Raw genomic sequence first — 23,882 nt, 5'->3', positions numbered from 1 at the left:
CGATGGCCGGCAGCGTTCCCGCACAGCGGGTGCTCAGCGAGCGCCCGTTGCGGATCGCGCTGGTTGCCGGCGAAGCGTCCGGCGACCTGCTCGGTGCGGGCCTGGTGCGTGAACTGAAGGCGCGCTTCCCGAATGCCGAGTTCGCCGGCATTGGCGGCGATGCCATGCGCAGCGCCGGCTGCCAGACCTGGCACGATGCCAGCGAGCTGGCGGTGATGGGCCTGACCGAAGTGCTGCGCCACCTGCCGCGGCTGCTCAAGCTGCGCTCGGCGTTCCGCCAGCGCGCCCTGGAATGGCAGCCGGACGTGTTCATCGGCATCGACGCACCCGACTTCAACCTGGGCATCGAGCGCTGGCTGAAGCAACGCGGCGTGCGCACCGTGCATTACGTCAGTCCCTCGGTCTGGGCCTGGCGCGAGAAGCGCGCCGAGAAGATCGGCAGCAGCGCGGATCTGGTGCTGTGCCTGTTCCCGATGGAACCGCCGATCTATGCCAGGCACGGCATCGACGCACGCTTCGTCGGCCACCCGATGGCCGATGACATTCCGCTGCAGGGCAACCGCGAGGAAGCCCGTGCCGCGCTCGGGCTGCCGACCTCGGCCAAGGTGCTGGCGGTGTTGCCGGGCAGCCGCCTGGGCGAGATCTCGCGCCTGGGCGAACCCTTCTTCGAAGCCGCCTGGCAGGTCTCTGAACGCATTCCGGGCCTGCATGTGGTGGTGCCTGCCGCCAACCCGGCCTGCCGGCAGCTGATCGAAGAACAGCTGTCGCGCTCGGCATTGCCGGTGGCCTACTCGCACGTGCTGGATGGCCAGGCGCGCAACGCGATGATCGCCGCCGACGTGGTGGTGCTGGCCTCCGGCACCGCGACCCTGGAAGCCATGCTGGTGAAGCGGCCGATGGTCGTCGGTTACCGCGTCAACGAACTGACCTATCGCCTGGTCAAGGCGCTGGGCCTGATCAAGGTCGACCGCTTCGCCCTGCCCAACATCCTGGCCGGCCAGGACCTGGCGCCGGAGCTGATGCAGCACGACTGCACGCCGGACAGGCTGGCCGCGGCCATCCAGCAATGGTTCGACCACCCGCAGCGGGTGATCGACCTGCAGGACACGTACGTGCGACTGCACGAGCGCCTGCGCCGCAATGCTTCGGCGCGTGCCGCCGATGCCGTCGGCGAACTGCTGATGCGCGACCAGGCGCAGGCATGAGCCGCCGTCACGCCGCAGCGGCCAGCCTGGCCCTGTTCGACGGCGCGACGGTGGTCGAGCCGGAACGCCTGGTCGCTGGCGTCGACGAGGCCGGACGTGGCCCGCTGGCCGGGCCGGTGGCGGTGGCGGCGGTGGTATTCGATCCGTCACGGCCACGCATCAACGGCCTGGACGATTCCAAGCAGTTGACGGCGGCCCGCCGCGAACAGCTGCATGACCGCATCATCGAGCGTGCCCTGGCCTGGCACGTGGTACTGGTGGACGTGGACACCATCGACCGCCTGAACATCTACCAGGCCACCCTGCAGGGCATGCGTGACGTCGTTGCAGCGGTTGCCCATGTGGCCGGCTTCGCCCGCATCGATGGCAACGTGGTGCCCAAGGGCCTGGTGCTGCCGGCGCAGGCGCTGGTCGGCGGCGATGGCATCGACCGCGCGATCATGGCCGCCTCGATCCTGGCCAAGGTCTCGCGCGACCGTTACATGCAGGACGTGCATACCCGCCACCCGCAGTACGGCTTCGAACAGCACAAGGGCTATGGCACCCCGGCCCACCTGGCCGCCCTGCGCGAGCACGGCCCCTGCATGGAACACCGGCGCAGCTTCGCCCCGGTGCGTGAGTGCCTGGGCCTGACGCAGGCGGCGGCCATCGCCTGAGCCTGCTGGAGTTGTAGAGCCGAGCCCATGCTCGGCTGCTGTGGACAGCCGAGCATGGGCTCGGCTCTACAGAAGGCGGCCTCCCGCACGCCTGAATCCGGCGCCACGCCGTGCCCCTGTCAAGCCTTGTGGCAACCCCCTGCCCTCGCTACCCTGACCGGGCATTCCAGCGCTTCCCGACCCCGGCGACGATCGTCCGTCAGCACCCGGGGCCCGCGCGCTCCAACCTGGTCCGGCATGTCCAACTCCCGCTTCGTACATCTCCACGTCCACACCGAGTTCTCGCTGGCGGACTCCACCATCCGTGTGCCGGCCAAACCGGACCAGGCGGACCCGAAGAAGGCCAAGCAGGCCAACCTGCTGTCGCGCTCGGTCGAACTCGGCCTGCCCGCGCTGGCGGTGACCGACCTCAACAACCTGTTCGCCCTGGTCAAGTTCTACAAGGCCGCCGAAGGCGTGGGCATCAAGCCGATCGCCGGTGCCGACGTGCTGATCGCCGAGGAAGGCCAGGACCCGTGGCGGATGACCCTGCTGTGCCGCGACCGCGAGGGTTACCTGAGCCTGTCGCGGCTGCTGACCCGCGCCTGGATGGAAGGCCATCGCCCCGAGGGCGGCGTGGCCGTGCACCCGGACTGGCTGAAGGCCGGCAACGCCAACCTGTTCGCATTGGCCGGGCGGCAGAGCCTGGCCGGGCGCCTGGCGCTGGACGGCAAGCATGAACTGGCCGAGCAGCAGCTGGCCGACTGGCAGCGCGTGTTCGGCGATGGCCTGCACCTGGAGCTGACCCGCACCGGCCGCGAGGGCGAGGAAACCTTCAACCAGTTCGCGCTGATGGCCGCCGGCCAGCGTGGCCTGCCGGTGGTGGCCAGCAACGACGTGCGCTTCCTGTCGCCGTCGGACTTCAGCGCGCACGAAGCGCGCGTGTGTATTTCCACCGGCCGCGTGCTGGACGACCCCAAGCGCCCGCGCGAATACAGCGACCAGCAGTACCTGAAGTCGGCCGAGGAGATGTGCGCGCTGTTCGCCGACATCCCCGATGCGATCGACAACACGCTGGCGCTGGCCGAGCGCTGCAACATCGAGATGCGGCTGGGCACCTACTTCCTGCCCAACTACCCGGTGCCGGACGACGAGACGCTGGACACCTGGATCCAGAAGATGTCGCGCGATGGCCTGGAAGAGCGCCTGGAGAAGAATCCGCTGGCGCCGGGCAAGACCCGCGAAGAGTATTTCGAGCGCCTGGAATTCGAGCTCAACACCATCATCAAGATGGGCTTCCCGGGCTACTTCCTGATCGTGGCCGACTTCATCCAGTGGGGCAAGAACCAGGGTATTCCGATCGGCCCCGGCCGTGGTTCGGGTGCCGGTTCGCTGGTGGCGTGGGCGCTGAAGATCACCGATCTGGACCCGCTGCCGTACAACCTGCTGTTCGAGCGCTTCCTGAACCCGGAACGCGTGTCGATGCCCGACTTCGACATCGACTTCTGCATGGACCGCCGCGACGAGGTGATCGACTACGTCGCCCGCAAGTACGGGCGCGAGCGCGTCAGCCAGATCATCACCTACGGCACCATGGCCGCCAAGGCGGTGGTGCGCGACTCCGGCCGCGTGCTCGGCTTCCCGTACGGCCTGGTCGACGGCGTCTCCAAGCTGATCCCGAACATTCTGGGCATCCACCTGAAAGATGCGCTGGGCAAGGGCAAGGAAGGCCCGAGCTCTGAGATGGCGTCGGCCGAACTGATCCAGCGCTACGAGACCGAGGACGATGTCCGCGACCTGATCGACCTGGCGCTGCAGCTGGAAGACCTGACCCGCAACGCCGGCAAGCACGCCGGTGGCGTGGTGATCGGGCCCGAGCCGCTGAGCGAGTTCTGCCCGCTGTACGCCGAACACGACGAGAACGGCCTCGGCAAGAACCCGGTCACCCAGTTCGACAAGAACGACGTGGAAGAAGTGGGCCTGGTGAAGTTCGACTTCCTGGGCCTGCGCACGCTGACCATCATCGACTGGGCGGTGAAGGCGATCAACAAGCGCCATGAGCGCGCCGGCATCCCGCCGGTGGACATCGCCGCGATCCCGCTGGACGACACGCCCACCTACAGGGACATCTTCGCCAACGGCAATACCGGCGCGGTGTTCCAGTTCGAATCCTCGGGCATGCGCCGCCTGCTGAAGGACGCGCGCCCCGACCGTTTCGAAGACCTGATCGCGCTGGTGTCGCTGTACCGCCCCGGCCCGATGGACCTGATTCCCTCCTTCAATGCGCGCAAGCACGGCCAGGAAGAGATCATCTATCCCGATCCGCGCACCGAAGCCATCCTGAAGGACACCTACGGCATCATGGTGTACCAGGAGCAGGTCATGCAGATGGCGCAGATCGTCGGCGGCTACTCGCTGGGCGGCGCCGACCTGCTGCGCCGCGCGATGGGCAAGAAGGTCCCGGCCGAAATGGCCAAGCACCGCGAGATCTTCCGCGAAGGTGCAGCCAAGGGCGGCGTCGATGGCCCCAAGGCCGACGAAATCTTCGACCTGATGGAGAAGTTCGCCGGCTACGGCTTCAACAAGTCGCACGCCGCTGCCTACGCGCTGGTCAGTTACCAGACCGCCTGGCTGAAACGCCATTACCCGGCTGAGTTCATGGCGGCCACGCTGTCGTCCGATCTGGACAACACCGACAAAGTGGTCGGCTTCCTCGACGAGGTGCGCAACCTCGGCCTGACCGTGCTGCCGCCCAAGGTGAACCAGTCGGCCTTCATGTTCGAAGCGGTGACGCCGGACACCATCCAGTACGGCCTCGGGGCGATCAAGGGCGTCGGCCAGGGTGCCTGCGAGGCGGTGGTCGAGGAGCGGCTGAAGGGCGGCCCGTTCAAGGACCTGCTCGACTTCTGCACGCGCGTTGGTTCGGCCAAGCTCAACAGGCGCACGCTGGAAGCGATGATCAACTGTGGTGCGTTGGACGAGCTCGGCCGCAACCGTGCCTCGCTGATGCTGCAGCTGCCGGAGGTGATCAAGGCTACCGACCAGATGGCCCGCGAGCGGGCTTCGGGACAGAACTCGCTGTTCGGTGGCCCGGACCCGAGCGCGACCACGATCCAGCTGGACCTGCCCGAAGCCGAGGAGTGGCCGCTGCTGCAGCGCCTGAACGGCGAGCGCGACACGCTGGGCTTCTATCTCAGTGGCCACCCGTTCGATCCCTGGCGCGACGATGTGCGCGACCTGGTCGGCAATGACCTGAGTTCGGTGGAGAAGATCTGGAGCGCCAACAGCGGTGGTGGCGGCGGCGGCGAAAAGCGCTGGCGCCCGGAAGTGCAGACGGTGCTGGCCGGCCAGGTGGTCGGCGTGCGCCGCAAGGGCGAAAGCCAGATCTTCATCCAGCTTGAGGACGGACGTGGCCGCGTCGAGTGCAGCGCGTTCTCCGACGCGATGGCCGAGTTCGGCCACCTGATGACCAAGGACCGCATCCTGGTGGTCAAGGGCGGCCTGCGCGAGGACGAGTTCAACGGCGGCTTCGCGCTGCGCATCCGCCAGTGCTGGGACTTCGATGAGGTCTGCGCCAACTACGCCACGCGGCTGTCGCTGCGCCTGGACCTGCGCCAGCAGCGCCCGGTCTGGGAGCGCATCGATGCGCTGCTCGACCGCCATCGCCCGGGACGGACGCCACTGCGCCTGGACCTGCTGCTGAAGGGGCCGCACGGCGGCGTCGCCGGCATGCTCGATGTGTCCGGGCAGAGCGCGGTACGCATCGATTCCAAGCTGATGGAGGCGCTGCGCGCCGACCCGGCCGTGCGCACGCTGAAGGTGCGCTACAGCCCGCCATGGGCCAGCTGAGGCTGGCTCCCTCGCTGTCCTGTCTCCCCTGTTTCCCCGTTCCAAGTATCAAGGACGATTGCCGATGAAGACCCTGCTGTTCCCGTTCGCTGCCGCACTGGCCCTGGCCGCCTGCTCCCCGTCGAAGATCGAGTTCCAGATCGACAACCCGACCGACACGCCGCTGGCGTTGAGCATCGACGGCCAGGACCTGCCGGTGGCCGCACAGGGCTCGCGCCCGGTCTCGCTCGCTGTCGGCGAGCATCGCCTGCATACCGACAAGCTCGGTGATGTGCGCTTCATCGTCTACGTCGACGGTCGTGGCGGGCTGATCAATCCGACCCTCAGCGAGTACGTGATCGCCCGCGAGATCTACGTCACCGACGAGAGCAAGGTGAAGAACTTCGGCGTCGGCAACAGCGGTATCCAGCTCGGCGGCGTCGACTTCGAAGGCCCGTTCGAGAAGCGCCACGACCTGTTCATCGACAAGACCTGGACCTACGGCGTGCGCGAACCCTTCCCCAAGGAAAAGGTGGTGGCCCACGTTGATTCCAGCGGCGGCCAGATCGTGGCCAAGGTGTTCACCGCTCCCGACTTCATCGCTTACGTGGAAGAAGGCATGGGCGAGCCCGGCGCGTTCAAGCGCGAACAACCAGGTGGCTACGTGGCCCCGGCCTACAGCCTGGAACCGGCCCCGGCCAGCCTGCCGGCGCTGGTGCCGGCCTTCGAGGCCCACGCCGCGCCCCTGCGCGAGGTCTATGCGCGCTGGCTGAAGGCCACCACCGCCGATGAACAGAAGGCCCTGCGCAAGCAGGATTTCGCCGCGCAGATGGCCTTCACCTCGGCCACTGCCACCCTGGGCAGCGGCCTTGGCCGGGAAGCCAACGAGGCCTACAACGACTTCGTCTCCCAGCGCAGCCAGTTGATGGGCCGCAGCGCCCTGGTGGTGCCCTGAGCTGACTGGCGCCCCCTGCCCGGCTGCGCTACCGTCGCCTTCCAGACGAAGGCGTACGGGTGGTTTGCACGCATTCGGCTAGAATTCCCCCCTTCTTTACACGACGGCTTCCGATGAATCCGAACTACCTCGACTTCGAGCAACCCATCGCCGACCTGGAAGCCAAGATCCAGGAGCTGCGCAACGCCAGTGCCGGGCCGGCGGTCAATGTCGAGGCGGAAGTGCACGCGCTGCAGGACAAGCTGCGCATGCGCACCGCGCAGATCTTCCGCAACCTGACCTCGTGGCAGGTGCTGCAGCTGGCCCGCCACCCGTCGCGCCCGTACACCGCCGACTACCTCCGCGTCATGTTCGATGAGTTCCAGGAGCTGGCCGGTGACCGCGCCTTCGCCGACGACAAGGCGATCATGGGCGGCCTGGCCCGCATCAATGGCCGCGCGGTAATGGTGATCGGCCACCAGAAGGGCCGCGACACCAAGGAAAAGATCAAGCGCAACTTCGGCATGCCCAAGCCGGAGGGTTACCGCAAGGCACTGCGCCTGATGAAGATGGCCGAGCGCTTCGGCCTGCCGGTGCTGACCCTGATCGACACCGCCGGCGCCTGGCCGGGCATCGACGCCGAGTCGCGCGGCCAGTCCGAAGCGATCGCGCGCAACCTGATCGAGATGGCCGAGCTGAAGGTGCCGATCATCTGCACCGTGATCGGTGAAGGCGGCTCCGGCGGTGCGTTGGCACTGGGTGTGGGCGACCGCACCGTGATGCTGGAATACGCGGTGTACTCGACCATCACCCCGGAAGGCTGCGCCTCGATCCTGTGGAAGGACGCGGGCAAGGCCAAGGAAGCGGCCGAACAGCTGGGCCTGACCGCGCCGCGCCTGAAGAGCCTCGGCCTGGTCGACAAGGTCGTGCGCGAGCCGACCGGTGGCGCCCACCGCAACCCGACGCAGATGGCCAAGCGCCTGAAGGCCGTGCTGCTGAACGAACTGGACGCGCTGGACAAGCTGTCCACCGAACAGCTGCTGGAACAGCGCTACACGCGCCTGCGCAGTTACGGCACGTACGAAGCGGCCTAAGCCCGGTAGTGCCGGCCGCTGGCCGGCAACACGAGGTGATTGCAGAAATGAAAGAGCCGGGCATTTGCCCGGCTCCTTCGTTTGTGCCCTGACAGCATCCACGCATGGCGTGGATCTACCGGACGCAGGTGACCCCGCCTCAGAACGGCTTGGCCAGCACCAGCCACACGATCGGAATGAACGCCAGCAGCGGGATCTCGTTGATCCAGCGCAGCGCGCGCGACGACGGCAGCGCCCGGCCCTTGGCCACGCCCTTGAGCAGGCGGCCGGTCCAGCCGAAGTACACCAGCAGCACCACCACCAGCCCCAGCTTGGCGTGCAGCCAGCCGGCAGCTCCCGGCGCCACCATGGTCGGGAAATCGGGGATGACCTTGTAGCCCAGCCACAGCACCAGGCCGAGCAGGAACGCCAGGCCGAACATCGAGTGGCCGAAGCGGTACAGGCGCAGGCCCATCAGCTGCAGGCGCTCGGTCACCGCCGGCTGGCCCGCGGTCTCGGCCAGGTTCACCAGGATGCGCGGCAGGTAGAACACCGTGGCCATCCACGCCACCACGAACACGATGTGGAAGGTCTTGACCCAGTAGTAGCTCTGCATGCGCTCGCTCCGGCGGCTGGCGTAGGTTGGCGGCCATTCTCGCATGCCGTGGCGAAGCCGCCGCAGGCACGCGCGCCGCGACACATCGACGCATGGCGCGCCGCAACACCGTACGATAGGCGCCGTTTTCCCCGATCGCGCACTGCCCCATGGACAAGACCTACGACGCCGCCTACTTCCAACGCTGGTACCGCCGTGCCGACATCGGCGGCAGCGCCCGCCTGGCGCGCAAGGTGGCGTTGGCCGTGGCCAGCGCCGAGTACTACCTGGAGCGGCCGATCCGCAGCGTGCTGGATATCGGCTGCGGTGAAGGCGCCTGGCGCGCGCCGCTGCTGAAGCTGCGTCCGAAGGTCGAATATCTCGGCTTCGACAGCAGCGAGTACGCTGTGCGCCGCTACGGCAGGACCCGCAACCTGCACCTGGCCCGCTTCGGCGACTTCGCCTGGCTGCGGCCCTGTGCCCCGGTTGACCTGCTGGTGTGTTCGGACGTGATGCACTACGTGCCCGACCGCGAGCTGCGTGCAGGACTGGCCGGCGTGGCCGAGCTGACCGGCGGCGTGGCCTTCCTGGAGACCTTCGCCGCCGAGGACGCGTTCGAAGGCGACCACGACGGCTTCCAGGCCCGACCGGCGCGCTGGTACCGCCGCACGCTGGCCGGCCAGGGCCTGCAGCCGGTAGGGTCGCACTGCTGGCTCGGCCCCGCCCTGGCGGGCGATGCGGCCGCGCTGGAACGGATGTGAATCCGGATTCATTATTTTCAGCCGACTTAACCTGCGGGACACCTGGATGGGATATGCTGCGCGGCAACATATGACCATACATATTCGGTCGTCATGCTCTATCAACTGCACGAACTGACCCGCAACCTGCTCGCCCCCTGGGTGCACCAGGCCCAGGCCAACGCCAGATTCTTCGCCAACCAGGGCCATTGGTGGTCGCAGATGCCCGGTGCTGATCGCCTGGCGGCGGTCAATGAACTCTTCCACCGCATCGGCAAGGATTACGAGAAGCCCGAGTGGGGCATCAACGAAATCGACGTCGATGGCGAGCGCGTGCCGATCGTCGTGCACGAGGAAGTGAGCAAGCCGTTCTGCAAGCTGCTGCGCTTCAAGCGCCACAGCAATGAAGCCGACCAGCTGCACACCATGCTCAACCAGCCGTTCGTGCTGGTGGTGGCGCCGCTGTCCGGCCACCACGCCACGCTGCTGCGCGACACCGTGCGCACGCTGCTGCGCGACCACCGCGTGTACGTCACCGACTGGGTCGACGCGCGCATGGTGCCGGCCAGCGAAGGCGAGTTCGGGCTGGATGACTACATCGCCTACATCCAGGAGTTCATCCGCCACCTCGGCGTCGAACGCCTGCACGTGGTGAGCGTGTGCCAGCCGACCGTACCGGTGCTGGCCGCGGTTTCACTGATGGCCAGCCGTGGTGAACCGACGCCGCGCACGCTGGTGATGATGGGTGGCCCGATCGATGCGCGCTGCAGCCCGACCGCAGTGAACAACCTGGCCACGCAGAACCCGCTGTCGTGGTTCGAGAACAACGTCATCCACACCGTGCCGGCCAGCTATCCGGGTGCCGGCCGCCGCGTGTACCCGGGCTTCCTGCAGCACGCCGGCTTCCTGTCGATGAACCCGAGCCGCCACTTCAGCTCGCACTGGGATTTCTACACCGACCTGGTCAAGGGCGACCTGGAAGACGCCGACGCGCACCGTCGTTTCTACGACGAGTACAACGCGGTGCTGGACATGCCGGCCAGGTACTACCTCGATACCATCCGCGTGGTGTTCCAGGACTTCCTGCTGCCGCGTGGCGAGTGGGTGGTCAACGGCGAGAAGGTCGATCCGTCGGCGATCCGCGATACCGCGCTGCTGAGCATCGAAGGCGAGCTGGACGACATCGCCGGCCTTGGTCAGACCGAAGCCGCGCAGGCGCTGTGCACCGGCATCACTGCGGACCGCCGTGAGCATTTCATCGTCGAAGGTGCTGGCCACTACGGCATCTTCAGCGGCCGTCGCTGGCGCGAGGTGGTGTACCCGAAGGTGCGCGACTTCTTCGCCGCGCATGCCGAAGCCCCGGCGGCGAAGGCCGCGAAGAAGAAGAGCAACGTCACCCCGTTGCGGCGCAAGGCGGGGTAACTCGCCTCTGGCGTGTGCCGACCTTGGTCGGTACGCCTTGGTAGATGCCAACCTTGGTTGGCGCTCTACCGTGAATCCCTGCAGCTGATGGATCGTGCCAACCAAGGTTGGCACCTGCCAAAGCAAAGCCCACCAAACGTCCCGGCGCTGATGGCTTGTGCCAACCAAGGTTGGCACCTGCCGAAGCATGCGCGCCCGCTTACAACCGCACCAGCAGGTTCTTGGCAATCAGCCCATGCAGCTTGCCGATGCCGCGTGCCAGGTGCATCGTCAGCACCAGCAGCAGTGCGCCCGCCGCAGCAACCGCGATCGCCACCAGCGGCGAGGCCGCCATCGGCAGCACATTCACGTCGTTGATGTACACGCCGGGGATGTCACCACTGAAGATCGCCGCGACCGGCGCCCAGATCAGGCTCAGCGACAGCGACAGCAGCGTCACCGCGATGGTGAAGTAGATCACGCCCAGCGGCAGCATCAGCACGAAGTACAGCAGCGTCAGCCAGGTACGGCCATCGGTGAACATGTCGCCGATGCGCTGCAGCCAGGTGCGGCTGCGGTCGGTGTAACGCGGGCGGCGCGGCATGCGCTCGCCCAGCAGCGCTTCCACCAGCCGTCCTTCCAGCAGCGCCAGCCCGCGCACCGAGCCGAAGAACAGCACGGTCAGCGGAATGCCGATGATCAGGATCAGCAGGCCCAGCGACAATGACAGGCCGGTCACCACCCAGGTGAAGAAGAAGATGCCGGTGGCCAGCGACAGCAGCATGTAGAACAGCGCACCGTAGGTGTGCGGATCGGTCACCACGCCGAAGAAGCGCGCCAGCAGCGAACGCTGCACCGGCGCCTGCGGCGGTGAGGCCGGCTCGACGCCACTGGCTTCCGCCGCTGCACGCAGCACCGGCGCGGTATCCGCACGCGGCGTACGCAGCGCGCGGTTCACCGTCACTTCGGTCTCGCGGTAGATGTCGGCCACTTCATCCGGCGCGCCATAGCTGCCGGCAACGTCGGCGATCACCTCGGCCTCGCTGCGGCCGGGCTGCGCCGCCAGCTCCGAGCGCAGGTATTCCTCGGCGTCGTACAGCGCGTCCTGCACCATCGCCGGATCGGCACCTTCCAGCGCCGCGCGCAGCTGCGCCAGGTACTGCGGGATGGTCGTGGGCAGGGCGCGGCCTGCCAGGCTCGGGTCGTTCATTGCGGTACCCCCTCCAACACGGAATCGACGGAATCGCGGGTGGCCTGCCAGGCGTGGCGCCACTGCGCCAGCACCTCGCGGCCACGTTCGTTGATGCGGTAGTAGCGCCGCGGCGGCCCGCTGCTGGAAGGTTCCACATGGCTTTCCAGCAGGCCGGCGCCCTCCAGGTTGCGCAGTACCGGGTACAGCGCGCTCTGCTTGCCGCTCAGCACGCCCTCGCCCACCCGCTCCAGCTCCTTGGCAATGAGGTAGCCGTACAGCGGCTCCCCGGCCCGGGCCAGCACCGCCAGCAGGGCCAGCGACACCGTTCCGGCGCTGAGCTCCTTCTGGAACTTCTTCAGGTGGACATCGTCCTCGGACATGACCGGCCCTCCACTACGTTGAAGTCCACAGTAGTGCGAAGTTCGGTATAGCGAATGTGTCGTTAGTCACTCTCCCGGTTGGCGCCGCTGCGCGGCTCGCGCAGAATCGAAGCCTCGTTCATGTTCCGGGGTTCCCATGCCGCACCGCCGTTGCCTTGCCCTGACCGCCCTCGCCCTGGCCTGCCTGCTGCCCGCCCTGGCCAGCGCGGCCACGCCCTACCGCAGCCCTCAGCAGATCCTCGACGCCTCGGCGGCCAGCGACTGGCGCACCCCGGACCCGGCCAACCTGCTGTACATGGACCTGCCGGCCGGTCGGGTCATCATCGAGCTGGCACCGCAGTTCGCCCCGCGCCATGTCGCCAACATCCAGACCTTCGCCCACGAGCATTTCTGGGACGGCACCAGCATCTACCGCTCGCAGGACAACTTCGTGGTGCAGTTCGGCGATGCCGACGCCGATGACGCAGCCAAGGCCAAGCCGTTCGGCAGCGCCGCGCGCAAGTTGCCGGCCGAGTTCGAGCGCGCCAGCGCCGGCCTGAAGGTCACCGTGCTGCCGGACCGCGATGGCTGGGCCGCGCAGACCGGTTTTGTCGACGGCTTCCCGGTCGGCCAGGACCCACAGGCCGGCAAGGCCTGGCTGGCACATTGCTACGGCATGCTGGGCGCGGGCCGCAGCAACGAGGAAGACAGCAGCATCGGTGCCGAACTGTACGTGGTGACCGGACAGTCGCCGCGCCAACTGGACCGCAACATCACCCTGGTCGGTCGCGTGCTGAAGGGCATGGAGCTGCTCAGCGCGACGCCGCGCGGGCCGGCGCCGATGGGCTTCTACACCGACCCGACACTGCGCACGCCGATCGTGTCGATCCGCCGCGCCAGCGACGTGCCGGCAGCCGAGCGCACGCCGATCCAGGTACTGCGTACCGACTCGAAGACCTTCGCCGATACGGTGGAGGCGCGGCGCAACCGCGTGGATGATTTCTACAAGCGCCCGGCCGGGCATATCGATCTGTGCAATATTCCGGTGCCGGTTCGCTGATGGTTTCCTGCGCGTGACGCGTGCTGAAGGTGCTTCACTGTTCATGGGCGTTACTTTTCTTTGTACGCAAAGAAAAGTAACCAAAAGAAACGCGCCGCCAGGTCGCGAGCCGCCGTGTTTCGCACGTCGGTCCCCTGCGCTTCTCGGTGAATCAGGGGACGGTGTGCACAAGGCAGCCGACTAGCAGTCGGCTCTACAGGACATCGGCACCTCTTCGCCCCTGATTCCCCTGCGATGCTCGGGTCGCTCAAGGCGGACCCAGTTCAAAGGCCACAGCTGCATCCAGAAGATCCACGCAATGCGTGGATGCTTTTGCTGTTGATCTTGACCTTCCAGTCCGCCTTGAGCGAGCCGAGCACCGCAGGTCTGGCGAGGGCGAAGAGGCGCGGGTGTCTGAGCGCAGCGAGTTCCCGCGCCGTCCCTCGACGGGCCGAGGAGCGCAGGGCACCGGTGCGCAGCACCGGCTCGCGGCCTGGCGGCGTGTTTCTTTGGTTACTTTCTTTGCACGAGCAAAGAAAGTGACACCTCTCCGCAGGCGTGGAAAAGAGCTGCCGGGCAGCGCCCGGCACTACCAGTGCGTCGGCGCGCTCAGCCCTTCTGACTCACCGCCACGCTGCCCAGAATCAACACACCCGCAATCAACATCTGCACCGTCACCGCCTCCCCCAGGAACAACCACGCAAACGCCGCGCCGAACAGCGGAATCAGGTAGGTCACCGTCGACGCCCGCGACGGGCCGATACGACCGATCAGGCGGTAGAACATCAGGAACGCCATCCCGGTGCAGGCCACGCCCAAGGCAATCGCCGCGCCCCACGCCTTCAGCGGAATCGCCGCCTGCGGCCAGTGGGTCACCGCCATCGGCAGCATCCACAGCGAGGCACACGACAGCGTTGCAGCAGCGGCCGCCGCCGAAGGCAGGCCGGTCATGTGCCGCTTCACCAGGTTCACGCCCAGGCCGTACAGCAACGAAGCCGCGGCACCAGCCAGCACTGCAGTGCCGATGCTCAGGCCCGAGACTTTGGCCGTGGCCAGTACCACCACGCCGGCGAAGCCGACCAGCAACGCGCCCGCGCGGCGCATGCCGATCTTCTCGCCGAAGAACAGGAAGGCGATCAGCGCGGCAAACAGCACGGTCATCGCATTGCAGATGGCGCCGATCGCCGCAGGGGCTCGCTCGGCCGCGTAGGCGAACAGCACGAACGGCAGCGCCGAGTTGATCAGCCCGATCGGTGCCAGCCACAGCCAGCGCCGCGGTGGGAACTGCGCGCGGGCACGCCACAGGAACGGCAGCAGCACCAGCGCGCCCAGCACCAGCCGCACCTCGACCAGCGCGAACGGACCGAACGACGGCACCGCCACCCGCATGAACAGGAACGAGCAGCCCCAGATGGCGCCCAGCAGGGTCAACTCCAGCGGTGTGCGCCAGTCGCGCTCGGCTGCCTGTGGGACCGCATTCATGCCTCGCCTCCGTCCATCGTCAATTCCTCGTCAAGGCAGACAGGATCGGGCGCAGACGCCTGCCGCACAAGCGCGTAGTATCGCTGCCAGCCACAAATATGGTTTGAGGCTCGACATGCAGCTACGCCCTTCCCTGCTCCCCGCACTGGCCGTGTTCGCGGTCGCCGCGCGCCACCAGAACTTCGCCCAGGCCGCGCAGGAGCTGCACCTGACCGCCAGCGCGGTCAGCCACCATGTGCGCCGGCTGGAAGAAGTGCTGGAAGTACGCCTGTTCCTGCGCCACGCCCGCGGCGTGCGCCTGACCGCCGAGGGCCGGCAACTGGCCGACGCCGCCAGCGCCGCCTTCACCGATGTCGCGGCCGTCGCCCATCACCTGCAGCCGGATGCCGACAGCGTGCCGTTGCGGATCACCACGCTGCGCTCGCTCTCCTACTGCTGGCTGCTGCCACGGCTGCCGCGCTTCACCCAGGCCCATCCGCACATCCGCATCGAGCTGCACACCGGCAGCGGCCTGGATCGCTACGACGACAATGGGCCGGAAGTCGGCATCCGCTACGGTCTGGGCCAGTGGCCGGGCCTGCGTGCGCAGCACCTGATGGACGACTACCTGTTCCCGGTGGCCTCGCCGGCGCTGGCCGGGGTCGAAGCACTGGTCGATCCGGCGCGCATCGCCGACCTGCCGCTGCTGACCGACCTGTCGCCGCAGGGCTGGCGCGACTGGTTCCGTCATGCCGGCGTGCGCCCGCCCTCGCCGCTGCCGCCGATGCACACCTTCGCCGACAGCACCGATGCGATGCGTGCAGCGGTGTACGGCATGGGCGCGGTGCTGGCACGTACCCACATCGCGCAGCCCTACCTGCAGCGCTACGAGGTGGTACGCCTGCCCGGCCCGGCGCTGAAGGCGCGCTATGCGTATCACGTGGTGCATGCCGAAGGACAACCGCCGAGCCCGGCCGCACGCCTGTTCATCGACTGGTTGCTGGAGCAGGCGCAGGACGAACGCACGCCGATTCCCGCATTGCCGGACAGCCTGCTCGGACGCCCGGCCACACGCGCCTGACTGCGCCCTCACCCGTTCTTTGCCCGGCGCTGGCTAGGCTGCAGGCAACTCCACAACGTACCTACGCCATGGCCATGCTGCGACTGCGCATCACCGGAACCGAAGACGACGCCCGCGCCATCAGCGACCTGCTGCTCGGCCTGGAGGGCATCGAACATGTCGAGGAAACCGACGACCTGATGCCACACATGGACGACGACGATTCCAGTTCGGCCGGGCTGTCCGATGACATCGGCCCGGGCATCCACGAGCTGGAAGTGGAAGTCGGCAATGAAAGCACCGCGCAGAAGGTGCGCGACGCGGTGCAGGAACTGGCGCTGGAGCTGGATGTGTTCGTCGAGTACGAGACCGACGAGGGCTGACGCCGGCTCCCTGCCGGCATCAGCCGTCACCTCAGCGGGTGGGCGGCAGCGTGCGACGGCGGCGACGCCACCACGCCCGCACACCCCAGGCCACGACCAGGGCCAGCACACCTACCGGCAGCAACGCGGCGACGGCGCGGATCAGGAACGCAATGCTGCCGCTGAGGATGCTGCCCGACTCGCTCAGCGCCTCGCCGATCTCGCTGCGGCTGCGCTGGCCCGAGGTGGTGTCGAAGTGGATCGTCACCAGCTGGGTATCGATGCGCCGACGCTGCTGTGCGGCATCCTTGTTGGCCTGCTCGACGCCTGCTTCGATCTCCGACAGCCGCGTGGTGATCGCCATCAGGTCCTCGATCTTCAGGTCCTTGCGGTCCTGGTAGGACAACAGCCGCGCGTGTTCCTTCTCCAGCCGGGACTTGGTCAGCGCGGTGTCCGCTACTTCCTGCGCGAGGTCCTCCGCGCGCGTGTTGCGCGACTGCAGCGTGCCGCCCTCACCGGCCATCGCGATCAGCGGCTCGGTGCCCTTCGGCGCGATGCGCACCTTCACTTCACCGCTGGGCTGCTCGCCGCCGCGCTGGTCGACCTGCAACACTGCACAGTCGCCGAACTTCGCGCTCTGGCAGGCCTGGGCGATCTGCTGGATGCGCGGTGCGATCTGCGCCGCCTCCAGCTGCACCTGCACGTCATGTTCGTAGGCCAGGAATGCGCCTTCCGGCGAAGCAACAGCGGCATCGGCCGCGGTCGCGCCCGCCTCTGCAGCGCGCTCACCGTTCTTGGCGCAGGCTGCCAGTGCCAACAGCAGCACCGGCACTGCCAGCGTGCGCGTCCACGCGCACAGCGGCCTCACAGCGCGGCTCCGTTGTAGGAGGTCACCGAAAGACCGGCCAGATCGACCTGCGGCACGCAGCGAACGTTCACCGCCACCATCGGTGTGCCGGTACGCGGATCGATCGCTTCGCTGTAGGGGGCGATACCGCATTGGCGGCAGTGGTGGTGGTCGATATGCGCCTTGTTGAAGTGGTAGGTGGCCACGTCAGCCGGATCGGTGGCCAGCTGGAACGCCTCGCGCGGGGCGAACCACAGCAGGCTGCCGCGACGGCGGCACATCGAGCAGTTGCAGTCGATGACGTCGCTGATCGGCGCCTCGGCCTGTACGGTGAATGCGATCCTGCCGCAATGGCAGCTTCCCTGGTATTCCATGTCCTGCGCTCCTTTGGAGGGTCCTTGAAACCGCCCATGGTAATCCTATGGCACGGGGACAAAGCAGCGACGGGGCCCTATGCTCAGGGTTTGACCCCGTACAGGAATGCCGATGCGCCCGCATCTTCTTGCCCTCGCCCTGGTCGCTGCGCTGGCCGGTTGCCAGCCTGCCGACGCCCCGACCAACGCTTCCACCCCGGGCACCAGCCAGCAGGCCGGTGACGCGGCGGTCGATGCCGCCTTCGCCGATCTGTCCAAGCGCGCCCTGGACACCTGGATGCAGCTGTCGCCGGTCAGCGCCACCCAGATCGGTGACCACCGCTACGACAGCGAACTGGACGACCTGAGCGCCGCCGGCCAGCAGAAGACCGTGGCCGCCTACAAGGCGCTGCTGGGCGAGCTGGACAAGATCGAGGTGGCCAAGCTGGGCCGCGAGAACCAGGTGGACGCGGCGATCCTGCGCAACCAGCTGCAGTCGGAAATCTGGAACGCCGAAGTGCTCCAGTCCGGCAAGTGGGACCCGCAGCTGTACAACGGCATCGCCGGCAGCGCGATCTATGGCCTGATGGCCCGGGAGTTCGCACCGCTGCCGGAACGCCTGAAGTCGGCGACCGCGCGCATGGAAAAGCTGCCGGCGATCTTCGCCCAGGCACGCGAGAACCTGGATCCGGCCCGCGTTCCGAAGATCCATGCCGAGACGGTGGCCAAGCAGAACAAGGGCATCCTCAGCATCGTCGATACCTTCATCACCCCGCACATCGGCGAACTGCCGCAGGCCGACCAGCAGCGCCTGCAGGCCGCCATCGACGGCCTGAAGAAGGCCGTGGACGAGCAGCAGACCTGGCTGGACAAGACCCTGGTGCCGAACGCCAAGGGCGACTTCCGCATTGGTGCGGAAAAGTACGACCAGAAGCTGAAGTTCGCGCTGAGCTCCTCGCTGTCGCGCCAGGAGATCGGTGAGCGTGCACGCGCCGAACTCAAGCGCGTGCGCGAGGACATGTACGGCATCGCGCAGACCGTACTGAAGGACAAGCCGGGTGCGCCGGAGATGCCGGCCCAGCCGACCGACGAGCAGCAGCAGAAGGCGATCGAGGCCGCACTGGAACTGGCCTACGCCGACAAGCCGGCGCGCGACAAGGTAGTCGATGATGCCAAGGCCGCGCTGGAGCAGTCTACCGCGTTCGTGCGCGAGCACGACCTGGTGACCCTGCCCGATGCGCCGGTGGACATCATCCTGATGCCGGAATTCCAGCGTGGCGTGGCCGTGGCCTACTGCGATTCTCCGGGCCCGCTGGACAAGAACCTGAAGACCTTCTACGCCGTGTCGCCGATTCCGGACGACTGGAACGAGAAGCAGGTCGACTCGTTCCTGCGTGAATACAACTCGCGCATGATCCACCTGCTGAGCATCCATGAAGGCACCCCGGGCCATTACCTGGAAGGCTGGCACTCGGCCAAGTTCCCCTCCACCCTGCGTGCGGTGCTGCGTTCGGGCCTGTTCGCCGAAGGCTGGGCGGTCTATACCGAGCGCATGATGCAGGAGCAGGGCTACCTCGACAACGACCCGCTGTTCCACCTGGTGCAGCTGAAGTTCTACCTGCGCACGATCTCCAACGCGATCCTCGACCAGGGCGTGCACGTGGACAACTGGGATCGCGAGAAGGCGATGCACCTGATGACCCACGACGCGTTCCAGCAGGAAAGCGAAGCGGCCGGCAAGTGGGTGCGCGCGCAGCTGACCTCGGCGCAGCTGCCGACCTACTTCGTGGGTGCGCAGGAACACTTCGACACCCGCAAGGCGGTGCAGGAAAAGCTGGGCGACAAGTTCAACTTGAAGGCGTACCACGACCAGGTACTGTCCTACGGCGCACCGCCGGTGCGTTTCGCACGCCAGATGATGCTGGACCAGCCGATCGAGTGATCGGCTGCGGGGCTGAATGCCCCGCGGCTCTGGCAGCACCTCACGGCCCGGGCTTCCCGGGCCGTTCTCGTTTGAAGCGCCCGACGGCCTCACATCCGGTGTATGTACAGCTTCCCGGCATTGCTGCGGATATCAAGAAAGTACTTCACCTTGCAGCCCCGGCATGCCGCCGGATGCACTTCATCAAACCCACGTTGGTTCTCCAGCGCGACGGCCAGTATGGGATGCCCGCAGTCGAAACAGCAGAATGCAATGTTGTTGCCATGGGGATCGGCGTCGATCTGGTCGCCATAGTGATCCATTACCAGAAAGTCCGTGATTTTCATGGTCGATCTCCAGAGTAGGTGAATCACCCGCAGACTACATCGCAACCCCGCAGCCCAGAAGGGCACGCGTCGCCTACAGGGCAACGCATCCTTCCCGCCACGTTGGAGCCGCTCCGGTCCTGAACCGTTGCACATCGGGCGTGCGTGACCTCACACCTGGCGAACAACTCCGGGCGCATCTTTCGCCAGGTTCCCCCTTCCGCCGGCGTCCATGTCTCTCCCCCTCTTGCGTCTTGCGCTGCTGCCCGCGCTGTTGGCCAGCACTCCTGCCTACGCTGCCTGCCCGCCGCCACCGGCGGGACAGCCCGACATCCGTGCCCTGGGCTACTACACCGACAAGGCCGGTTCGGTGATCGACCCGGCACTTCGCCAGCAGAACAAGGACGCCACCGCGCCGCTGGACCGCTATGCCGCCGACGTGGCGCGCATGAGCGACGACTACCTGCGCGACGGTGACCCGGCAGCCGCACAGTGCACGCTGAACTGGCTGGGCGCGTGGGCCGACGACGGCGCCATGCTCGGGCAGATGATCCGGGTCAACAACAACCAGTCGTTCTACATGCGGCAGTGGATGCTCGATGCGGTAGCGATGGCCTACCTGAAGGTGCACGACCAGACAGATGCCCGGCAGCGCGCGCGCATCGATCCGTGGTTGCAGAGGCTGGCCCGGGCCAACCTGGCGTACTGGAACAATCCGAAACGGCGCCGCAACAACCACTACTACTGGGGCGGTCTGGGCGTGCTGGCCACCGGACTGGCCACCGACGACGATGCCCTGTGGCGAGCCGGCCACGCCGCCTTCCAGAAGGGCGTCGATGACATCCAGGACGATGGCAGCCTGCCGCTGGAGATGGCGCGCGGGCAACGCGCCCTGCACTACCACGACTACGCATTGGCGCCGCTGGTGATGATGGCCGAGCTGGCACGGCTGCGCGGCCAGGACTGGTACGCCAGCAGGGATCACGCCATTGACCGTCTTGCCCGCCGCGTCATCGAAGGCAGCAAGGACCCTGCATGGTTCAACGAACACACCGGCGTTGCACAGCTGCCCCTGCAGGCCAGCGGCTGGGTCGAGTTCTACCGCTTGCGCTCACCCGATGGCGGCCTGTTCGATGCCGCGCATGCACGCGGACCGTTCCGTTCCCCACGGCTGGGCGGCGACCTTACGTTGATGGCTGCGCAGGGCATCGTGCGCACGCCGCTGCGATAGCCCCTTGTTTCAGCGACGGGCCCGCTGTAGCAGCTGCTGGAACTGCGCACGGCTGCAGCCCTGCCGGTCACAGCCCGGCAAGGGCAGTGCGACGCGTCCCGGCGGCTGCGCCTCGGTCAGCGGCACGGCATCGCGCAGCTGCGCGGTGGTCGGATAGACGTAGGCCAGGCGGAACCGCTCGCCACCGCTCTGGCGGTCACGCCAACGCTCGAACTGCAGCAGGCCGCCGATCGGCGTCTTCTCGTACTGGCCTGGCAGGCTGTAGTCGCTGATTCCCAACGCCGCCAGCACCGAACCGATATTGGAATCATGGCCGACCAGCAGGATCACCTTCGGCGACGCCGGATCACCGAACGACGCATCCACGCGCGCCAGCAGCGGAGCGGCCACGTCACGCGCCACCGCGGGTGTTCCGAACAGGATGTCCTGGTAGCGGTTGCGGATCTGCGCCAACGCCATCCATTGGCCTTCCGTGTTCAAGCGGCCCCAACCTTCGCGCGGAACGCCACTTCCCTGGTAATGCTCCATCAGCAGGGCATCGACCAGACCGCTGGCCAGTGCCAGTGAAGCCGAAGCGCGTGGCTCCTTGCCCGGCTCCGCATTGAAGGTCGTGTCGCCCAGCACCAGATGACAGTCGCTGCGCCCCGTACAGGCCGCCGACTGCGGGTAACGGGTGATTTCCTCCACCACGGACAGTGCGGGTGCCAGATCCGATGCTGTCAGCGCCTGCTGCATTGCCGCCAGCGCGCGCTTGCGGAATGCCGCGTCATCGTTGTGGATCACCGGGTCGAACAGCGGATCCATCGTCCCCAGCGCCATGCGCTGTTCGACCGCAACATGGCAGCCCGGAAACGCACCGGCAATGAAGAACTGCGCGGTGGCCTGGGTACGCTGCAGGCTGTTGGCATGGGCGTGGAAGTCAGCCGGCTGCGGGCAACCCGACGCCGGCAACAATTGCGCCTGGCGCAGCCACTGGCCGATGTAGCGCCCCATGTAGACTTCCAGCACGCCGCCCTTGGTGGTCAGCTCGCCGGGGCCTACGTCCCAGCGTGGCCAGCGCTCCGGCGTGGCATGGGCAAGGGCGCCCGACGCCACCACCGGCGCGCGCAGGTTGTGGCGGCTGAGCAGGACGACCTGCTCGAGCTGGTCGCCTTGCACCGGTGTCGTCGCCGCGGCTGCGGCCGTGGTGGCCAGAATGAGTGCCAGCAACAAGGAGCGTACGGGTCGGATCATGCAGGTCTCCGGAAACACGTTGGGGTCAGAGCCCTTTCCTGCGGAAAGGGATCCGACCCCAAGGCATACGTGGCCAGGGTCGGATCCTGCTCGCAGAGAAGGCTCCGACCCCGAAAGCAATCATTGATCGGCGGCCACAAAACCACCGGTCTGTCGCGCCCACAAGCGCGCGTACAGACCACCGGCGGCGATCAGTTCGGCGTGGCTGCCGGTCTCGACGATGCGGCCCTGGTCCATCACCACCAGCCGGTCCATGCGTGCGATGGTCGACAGCCGGTGCGCGATCGCGATCACCGTCTTGCCGCCCATCAGCTCATCCAGGCTGTCCTGGATCGCCGCTTCCACTTCCGAGTCCAGCGCCGAGGTCGCTTCGTCCAGCACCAGAATCGGGGCGTCCTTCAGCAGCACGCGGGCAATGGCGATGCGCTGGCGCTGGCCACCTGACAGCTTCACGCCACGCTCGCCGACATGTGCGTCGTAACCACGACGCCCCTGCCCATCCACCAGCGTGTCGATGAAGGCTTCGGCACGCGCCTTGGCCACCGCAGCGCGCAACTGCTCATCGGTCGCGTCCGGACGGCCGTACAGCAGGTTGTCGCGGATCGAGCGATGCAGCAGCGAGGTGTCCTGGGTGACCACGCCGATCTGCTGGCGCAGACTTTCCTGAGTGACGTAGGCAATGTCCTGGTCGTCGATCAGGATGCGGCCGCTTTCCAGGTCGTACAGGCGCAGCAGCACGTTGACCAGGGTCGACTTGCCGGCACCGGAAGGACCCACCAGGCCGATCTTCTCGCCCGGCTTCACCACCAGGTCCAGGCCTGCGATCACGCCGCCCTTCTTGCCATAGTGGAAGTGGATGTCCTGGAAGTGCACGCCACCGCGGGTCACCTGCAACGGCACCGCGTCCTCGCGGTCCTGCACGGTCAGCGGCTGGGCGATGGTGGTGATGCCGTCCTGCACCGTACCGATGTCCTCGAAGATGCCATTGATGGTCCACATGATCCAGCCGGACATGTTGTGGATGCGGATCACCAGGCCGGTCGCCAGCGTGATCGCACCGACGGTGATGTGGCCGCCATTCCACAACCACAGCGCGAGCCCGCAGGTACCGGCAATCAGGAAACCGTTGACGATGGCGATGGTCAGGTCCATGCCGGTGGTCACCCGGGTCTGCGCGCGGTGCTTGACCGCCAGTTCCTGGATCGATTCGGCCACATAGGCCTGCTCGCGCCCGCCATGGGCGAACAGCTTCAACGTGGGAATGTTGGTGTAGCCATCGACGATGCGGCCCATCGCCTTGGAACGCGCTTCGGACGCAATCCAGGCCCGTTCCTTCGCGCGCGGCACGAAGTAGACCATGATCACCGCATAGGCCAGCAGCCACAGGATCAGCGGCACCATCAGCCGCCAGTCCGCCTGCGCGAACAGGTACAGCGCGGTGCCGGTGTAGACCACGATGTACCAGAGCGAGTCGACCATCTGCACCGCCGACTCGCGCAGCGAGGTACCGGTCTGCATCACCCGGTTGGCGACGCTGCCGGCGAAGTCATTCTGGAAGAAGCTCAGGCTCTGCCGCACCACGTAGTTGTGCATCAGCCAGCGCGAGCGGTTGCTCAGGCCGGGCACGATCGCCTGGTTGACCAGCAGGTTGTGCAGGCCGACCAGGATCGGCCGCGCGATGACCGTGATGAACAGCATCCAGCCCAGTTCATTGGCATGGCGCTTGAAGAAATCGGCCCCCGGTTGCTCGGCGACCATGTCGACGATGCGGCCCAGGTAATCGAACATCGCCACTTCCACCAGCGCCAGCAGCAGGCCGGCGATCAGGGTCGCCAGCAGCACCGGCCACACCGGGCGCAGGTAGTGCAGGTAGAACGGCAGCACCTTGCGCGGTGGCATGCGCCCATCCACGGGCGGGAACACCGGGATCAGGGATTCAAACCAACGGAACATCGCACTCCCTCGCCTCTTGCAAGCGGCGAAGTATCCCACGCCGGATGTGTACGCCAGCCGATGATCGCCGCCGCTCCGGTAGTGCCGGCCGCTGGCCGGCACCCTTGCGGCATTTCGGAAGATCATGAGGTTGC

General features: G+C 67.0%; 21 protein-coding genes. 12 read left to right on the top strand and 9 right to left on the bottom strand.

What is annotated here, in order from left to right:
• Nucleotides 1-2: 2 nt before the first annotated feature.
• The 5 genes from lpxB (at nt 3) to AC5P56_RS13960 (ending at nt 7,696) form a co-directional block, all read left to right on the top strand.
• Nucleotides 3-1,205, top strand: coding sequence for a lipid-A-disaccharide synthase (gene lpxB, locus AC5P56_RS13980; RefSeq protein WP_134967132.1), 1,203 nt, complete (start codon nt 3-5; stop codon nt 1,203-1,205).
• A complete protein-coding gene (gene rnhB / locus AC5P56_RS13975; protein WP_014646490.1) occupies nt 1,202-1,861 on the top strand; it encodes a ribonuclease HII in 660 nt (219 codons plus the stop codon). The genes lpxB and rnhB overlap by 4 nt, the downstream gene beginning before the upstream one ends.
• A 237-nt stretch (nt 1,862-2,098) precedes the next feature.
• Complete coding sequence (gene dnaE / locus AC5P56_RS13970; protein WP_126411871.1) at nt 2,099-5,689, top strand: DNA polymerase III subunit alpha; 3,591 nt, start codon at nt 2,099-2,101, stop codon at nt 5,687-5,689.
• 64 nt (nt 5,690-5,753) lie between these two features.
• Nucleotides 5,754-6,623 carry a hypothetical protein gene (locus tag AC5P56_RS13965; protein ID WP_014646488.1) on the top strand — a complete coding sequence of 290 codons (870 nt, stop codon included), beginning with the start codon at nt 5,754-5,756 and terminating at the stop codon, nt 6,621-6,623.
• Between the two features lie 113 nt (nt 6,624-6,736).
• Nucleotides 6,737-7,696: an acetyl-CoA carboxylase carboxyltransferase subunit alpha gene (locus AC5P56_RS13960; protein WP_014646487.1), complete on the top strand. Its 960-nt coding sequence runs from the start codon at nt 6,737-6,739 to the stop codon at nt 7,694-7,696.
• Nucleotides 7,697-7,835: 139 nt separating this feature from the next.
• Here the strand turns inward: AC5P56_RS13960 and AC5P56_RS13955 are convergent, their stop codons facing one another.
• On the bottom strand, nt 7,836-8,291 hold the full coding sequence (locus AC5P56_RS13955) for a CopD family protein (RefSeq protein WP_014646486.1): 456 nt from the start codon (nt 8,289-8,291) through the stop codon (nt 7,836-7,838).
• 149 nt (nt 8,292-8,440) lie between these two features.
• Between AC5P56_RS13955 and AC5P56_RS13950 the strand changes: the two genes are divergently transcribed.
• Together AC5P56_RS13950 and AC5P56_RS13945 are read left to right on the top strand one after the other, a co-directional pair.
• Nucleotides 8,441-9,031, top strand: a complete 591-nt coding sequence (locus AC5P56_RS13950) for a class I SAM-dependent DNA methyltransferase (protein ID WP_032956833.1) — start codon at nt 8,441-8,443, stop codon at nt 9,029-9,031.
• 93 nt (nt 9,032-9,124) lie between these two features.
• On the top strand, nt 9,125-10,432 hold the full coding sequence (locus AC5P56_RS13945; protein ID WP_014646484.1) for a polyhydroxyalkanoate depolymerase: 1,308 nt from the start codon (nt 9,125-9,127) through the stop codon (nt 10,430-10,432).
• A gap of 199 nt (nt 10,433-10,631) precedes the next feature.
• Here the strand turns inward: AC5P56_RS13945 and AC5P56_RS13940 are convergent, their stop codons facing one another.
• The gene (locus tag AC5P56_RS13940) at nt 10,632-11,621 is read right to left on the bottom strand and encodes a sensor domain-containing protein (RefSeq protein WP_014646483.1); all 990 of its coding nucleotides are present in this window, start codon (nt 11,619-11,621) and stop codon (nt 10,632-10,634) included.
• Entirely contained in the window at nt 11,618-11,983 is a 366-nt protein-coding gene (locus AC5P56_RS13935) for a PadR family transcriptional regulator (protein ID WP_059033797.1), read from the bottom strand. The genes AC5P56_RS13940 and AC5P56_RS13935 overlap by 4 nt, the downstream gene beginning before the upstream one ends.
• A gap of 136 nt (nt 11,984-12,119) precedes the next feature.
• Between AC5P56_RS13935 and AC5P56_RS13930 the strand changes: the two genes are divergently transcribed.
• Nucleotides 12,120-13,022, top strand: coding sequence for a peptidylprolyl isomerase (locus AC5P56_RS13930; RefSeq protein WP_075075656.1), 903 nt, complete (start codon nt 12,120-12,122; stop codon nt 13,020-13,022).
• A 588-nt stretch (nt 13,023-13,610) separates the two neighbouring features.
• On the opposite strand, the gene AC5P56_RS13925 is transcribed toward AC5P56_RS13930, so the two are convergent.
• Nucleotides 13,611-14,483 carry a DMT family transporter gene (locus tag AC5P56_RS13925; RefSeq protein ID WP_197621005.1) on the bottom strand — a complete coding sequence of 291 codons (873 nt, stop codon included), beginning with the start codon at nt 14,481-14,483 and terminating at the stop codon, nt 13,611-13,613.
• A 115-nt stretch (nt 14,484-14,598) separates the two neighbouring features.
• Between AC5P56_RS13925 and AC5P56_RS13920 the strand changes: the two genes are divergently transcribed.
• Together AC5P56_RS13920 and AC5P56_RS13915 are read left to right on the top strand one after the other, a co-directional pair.
• Nucleotides 14,599-15,543: a LysR substrate-binding domain-containing protein gene (locus AC5P56_RS13920; protein ID WP_014646480.1), complete on the top strand. Its 945-nt coding sequence runs from the start codon at nt 14,599-14,601 to the stop codon at nt 15,541-15,543.
• A gap of 68 nt (nt 15,544-15,611) precedes the next feature.
• The gene (locus tag AC5P56_RS13915; protein WP_005408721.1) at nt 15,612-15,905 is read left to right on the top strand and encodes a hypothetical protein; all 294 of its coding nucleotides are present in this window, start codon (nt 15,612-15,614) and stop codon (nt 15,903-15,905) included.
• 31 nt (nt 15,906-15,936) lie between these two features.
• On the opposite strand, the gene AC5P56_RS13910 is transcribed toward AC5P56_RS13915, so the two are convergent.
• On the bottom strand, nt 15,937-16,752 hold the full coding sequence (locus tag AC5P56_RS13910; RefSeq protein ID WP_032956827.1) for a DUF4349 domain-containing protein: 816 nt from the start codon (nt 16,750-16,752) through the stop codon (nt 15,937-15,939).
• On the bottom strand, nt 16,749-17,105 hold the full coding sequence (locus AC5P56_RS13905; protein ID WP_014646478.1) for a GFA family protein: 357 nt from the start codon (nt 17,103-17,105) through the stop codon (nt 16,749-16,751). The genes AC5P56_RS13910 and AC5P56_RS13905 overlap by 4 nt, the downstream gene beginning before the upstream one ends.
• A gap of 112 nt (nt 17,106-17,217) precedes the next feature.
• Between AC5P56_RS13905 and AC5P56_RS13900 the strand changes: the two genes are divergently transcribed.
• A complete protein-coding gene (locus AC5P56_RS13900) occupies nt 17,218-19,026 on the top strand; it encodes a DUF885 domain-containing protein (RefSeq protein ID WP_495231750.1) in 1,809 nt (602 codons plus the stop codon).
• 89 nt (nt 19,027-19,115) lie between these two features.
• On the opposite strand, the gene AC5P56_RS13895 is transcribed toward AC5P56_RS13900, so the two are convergent.
• The gene (locus tag AC5P56_RS13895) at nt 19,116-19,352 is read right to left on the bottom strand and encodes a hypothetical protein (RefSeq protein ID WP_046429698.1); all 237 of its coding nucleotides are present in this window, start codon (nt 19,350-19,352) and stop codon (nt 19,116-19,118) included.
• A 211-nt stretch (nt 19,353-19,563) separates the two neighbouring features.
• Between AC5P56_RS13895 and AC5P56_RS13890 the strand changes: the two genes are divergently transcribed.
• Nucleotides 19,564-20,562 (top strand): polysaccharide lyase, encoded by a 999-nt coding sequence (locus AC5P56_RS13890; RefSeq protein ID WP_495231749.1) that lies wholly within the window; start codon nt 19,564-19,566, stop codon nt 20,560-20,562.
• A 9-nt stretch (nt 20,563-20,571) separates the two neighbouring features.
• Here the strand turns inward: AC5P56_RS13890 and agp are convergent, their stop codons facing one another.
• Both agp and smrA read right to left on the bottom strand, forming a co-directional pair.
• On the bottom strand, nt 20,572-21,795 hold the full coding sequence (agp, locus tag AC5P56_RS13885) for a bifunctional glucose-1-phosphatase/inositol phosphatase (protein WP_495231748.1): 1,224 nt from the start codon (nt 21,793-21,795) through the stop codon (nt 20,572-20,574).
• A 120-nt stretch (nt 21,796-21,915) separates the two neighbouring features.
• Nucleotides 21,916-23,748, bottom strand: a complete 1,833-nt coding sequence (gene smrA / locus AC5P56_RS13880) for a multidrug efflux ABC transporter SmrA (RefSeq protein ID WP_032956816.1) — start codon at nt 23,746-23,748, stop codon at nt 21,916-21,918.
• Nucleotides 23,749-23,882 lie beyond the last annotated feature (134 nt).

This window comes from Stenotrophomonas sp. YJH_SMC_131 (assembly GCF_059367975.1).
The sequence above is the reverse complement of the archived record's forward strand: the minus strand, read 5'-3'. Positions and strand labels throughout refer to the sequence as shown.

Bases quoted from the DNA above. Each gene is read 5' to 3' on its own strand.
- AC5P56_RS13890 (WP_495231749.1), top strand. From the start codon at position 19,564: ATGTCTCTCCCCCTCTTGCGTCTTGCGCTGCTGCCCGCGCTGTTGGCC.
- AC5P56_RS13905 (WP_014646478.1), bottom strand. From the start codon at position 17,105: ATGGAATACCAGGGAAGCTGCCATTGCGGCAGGATCGCATTCACCGTA.
- smrA (WP_032956816.1), bottom strand. From the start codon at position 23,748: ATGTTCCGTTGGTTTGAATCCCTGATCCCGGTGTTCCCGCCCGTGGAT.
- AC5P56_RS13920 (WP_014646480.1), top strand. From the start codon at position 14,599: ATGCAGCTACGCCCTTCCCTGCTCCCCGCACTGGCCGTGTTCGCGGTC.
- AC5P56_RS13940 (WP_014646483.1), bottom strand. From the start codon at position 11,621: ATGAACGACCCGAGCCTGGCAGGCCGCGCCCTGCCCACGACCATCCCG.
- AC5P56_RS13930 (WP_075075656.1), top strand. From the start codon at position 12,120: ATGCCGCACCGCCGTTGCCTTGCCCTGACCGCCCTCGCCCTGGCCTGC.
- rnhB (WP_014646490.1), top strand. From the start codon at position 1,202: ATGAGCCGCCGTCACGCCGCAGCGGCCAGCCTGGCCCTGTTCGACGGC.
- AC5P56_RS13965 (WP_014646488.1), top strand. From the start codon at position 5,754: ATGAAGACCCTGCTGTTCCCGTTCGCTGCCGCACTGGCCCTGGCCGCC.
- AC5P56_RS13960 (WP_014646487.1), top strand. From the start codon at position 6,737: ATGAATCCGAACTACCTCGACTTCGAGCAACCCATCGCCGACCTGGAA.
- AC5P56_RS13900 (WP_495231750.1), top strand. From the start codon at position 17,218: ATGCGCCCGCATCTTCTTGCCCTCGCCCTGGTCGCTGCGCTGGCCGGT.
- agp (WP_495231748.1), bottom strand. From the start codon at position 21,795: ATGATCCGACCCGTACGCTCCTTGTTGCTGGCACTCATTCTGGCCACC.
- AC5P56_RS13925 (WP_197621005.1), bottom strand. From the start codon at position 14,483: ATGAATGCGGTCCCACAGGCAGCCGAGCGCGACTGGCGCACACCGCTG.
- AC5P56_RS13915 (WP_005408721.1), top strand. From the start codon at position 15,612: ATGGCCATGCTGCGACTGCGCATCACCGGAACCGAAGACGACGCCCGC.
- dnaE (WP_126411871.1), top strand. From the start codon at position 2,099: ATGTCCAACTCCCGCTTCGTACATCTCCACGTCCACACCGAGTTCTCG.
- AC5P56_RS13895 (WP_046429698.1), bottom strand. From the start codon at position 19,352: ATGAAAATCACGGACTTTCTGGTAATGGATCACTATGGCGACCAGATC.
- lpxB (WP_134967132.1), top strand. From the start codon at position 3: ATGGCCGGCAGCGTTCCCGCACAGCGGGTGCTCAGCGAGCGCCCGTTG.
- AC5P56_RS13945 (WP_014646484.1), top strand. From the start codon at position 9,125: ATGCTCTATCAACTGCACGAACTGACCCGCAACCTGCTCGCCCCCTGG.
- AC5P56_RS13935 (WP_059033797.1), bottom strand. From the start codon at position 11,983: ATGTCCGAGGACGATGTCCACCTGAAGAAGTTCCAGAAGGAGCTCAGC.
- AC5P56_RS13950 (WP_032956833.1), top strand. From the start codon at position 8,441: ATGGACAAGACCTACGACGCCGCCTACTTCCAACGCTGGTACCGCCGT.
- AC5P56_RS13955 (WP_014646486.1), bottom strand. From the start codon at position 8,291: ATGCAGAGCTACTACTGGGTCAAGACCTTCCACATCGTGTTCGTGGTG.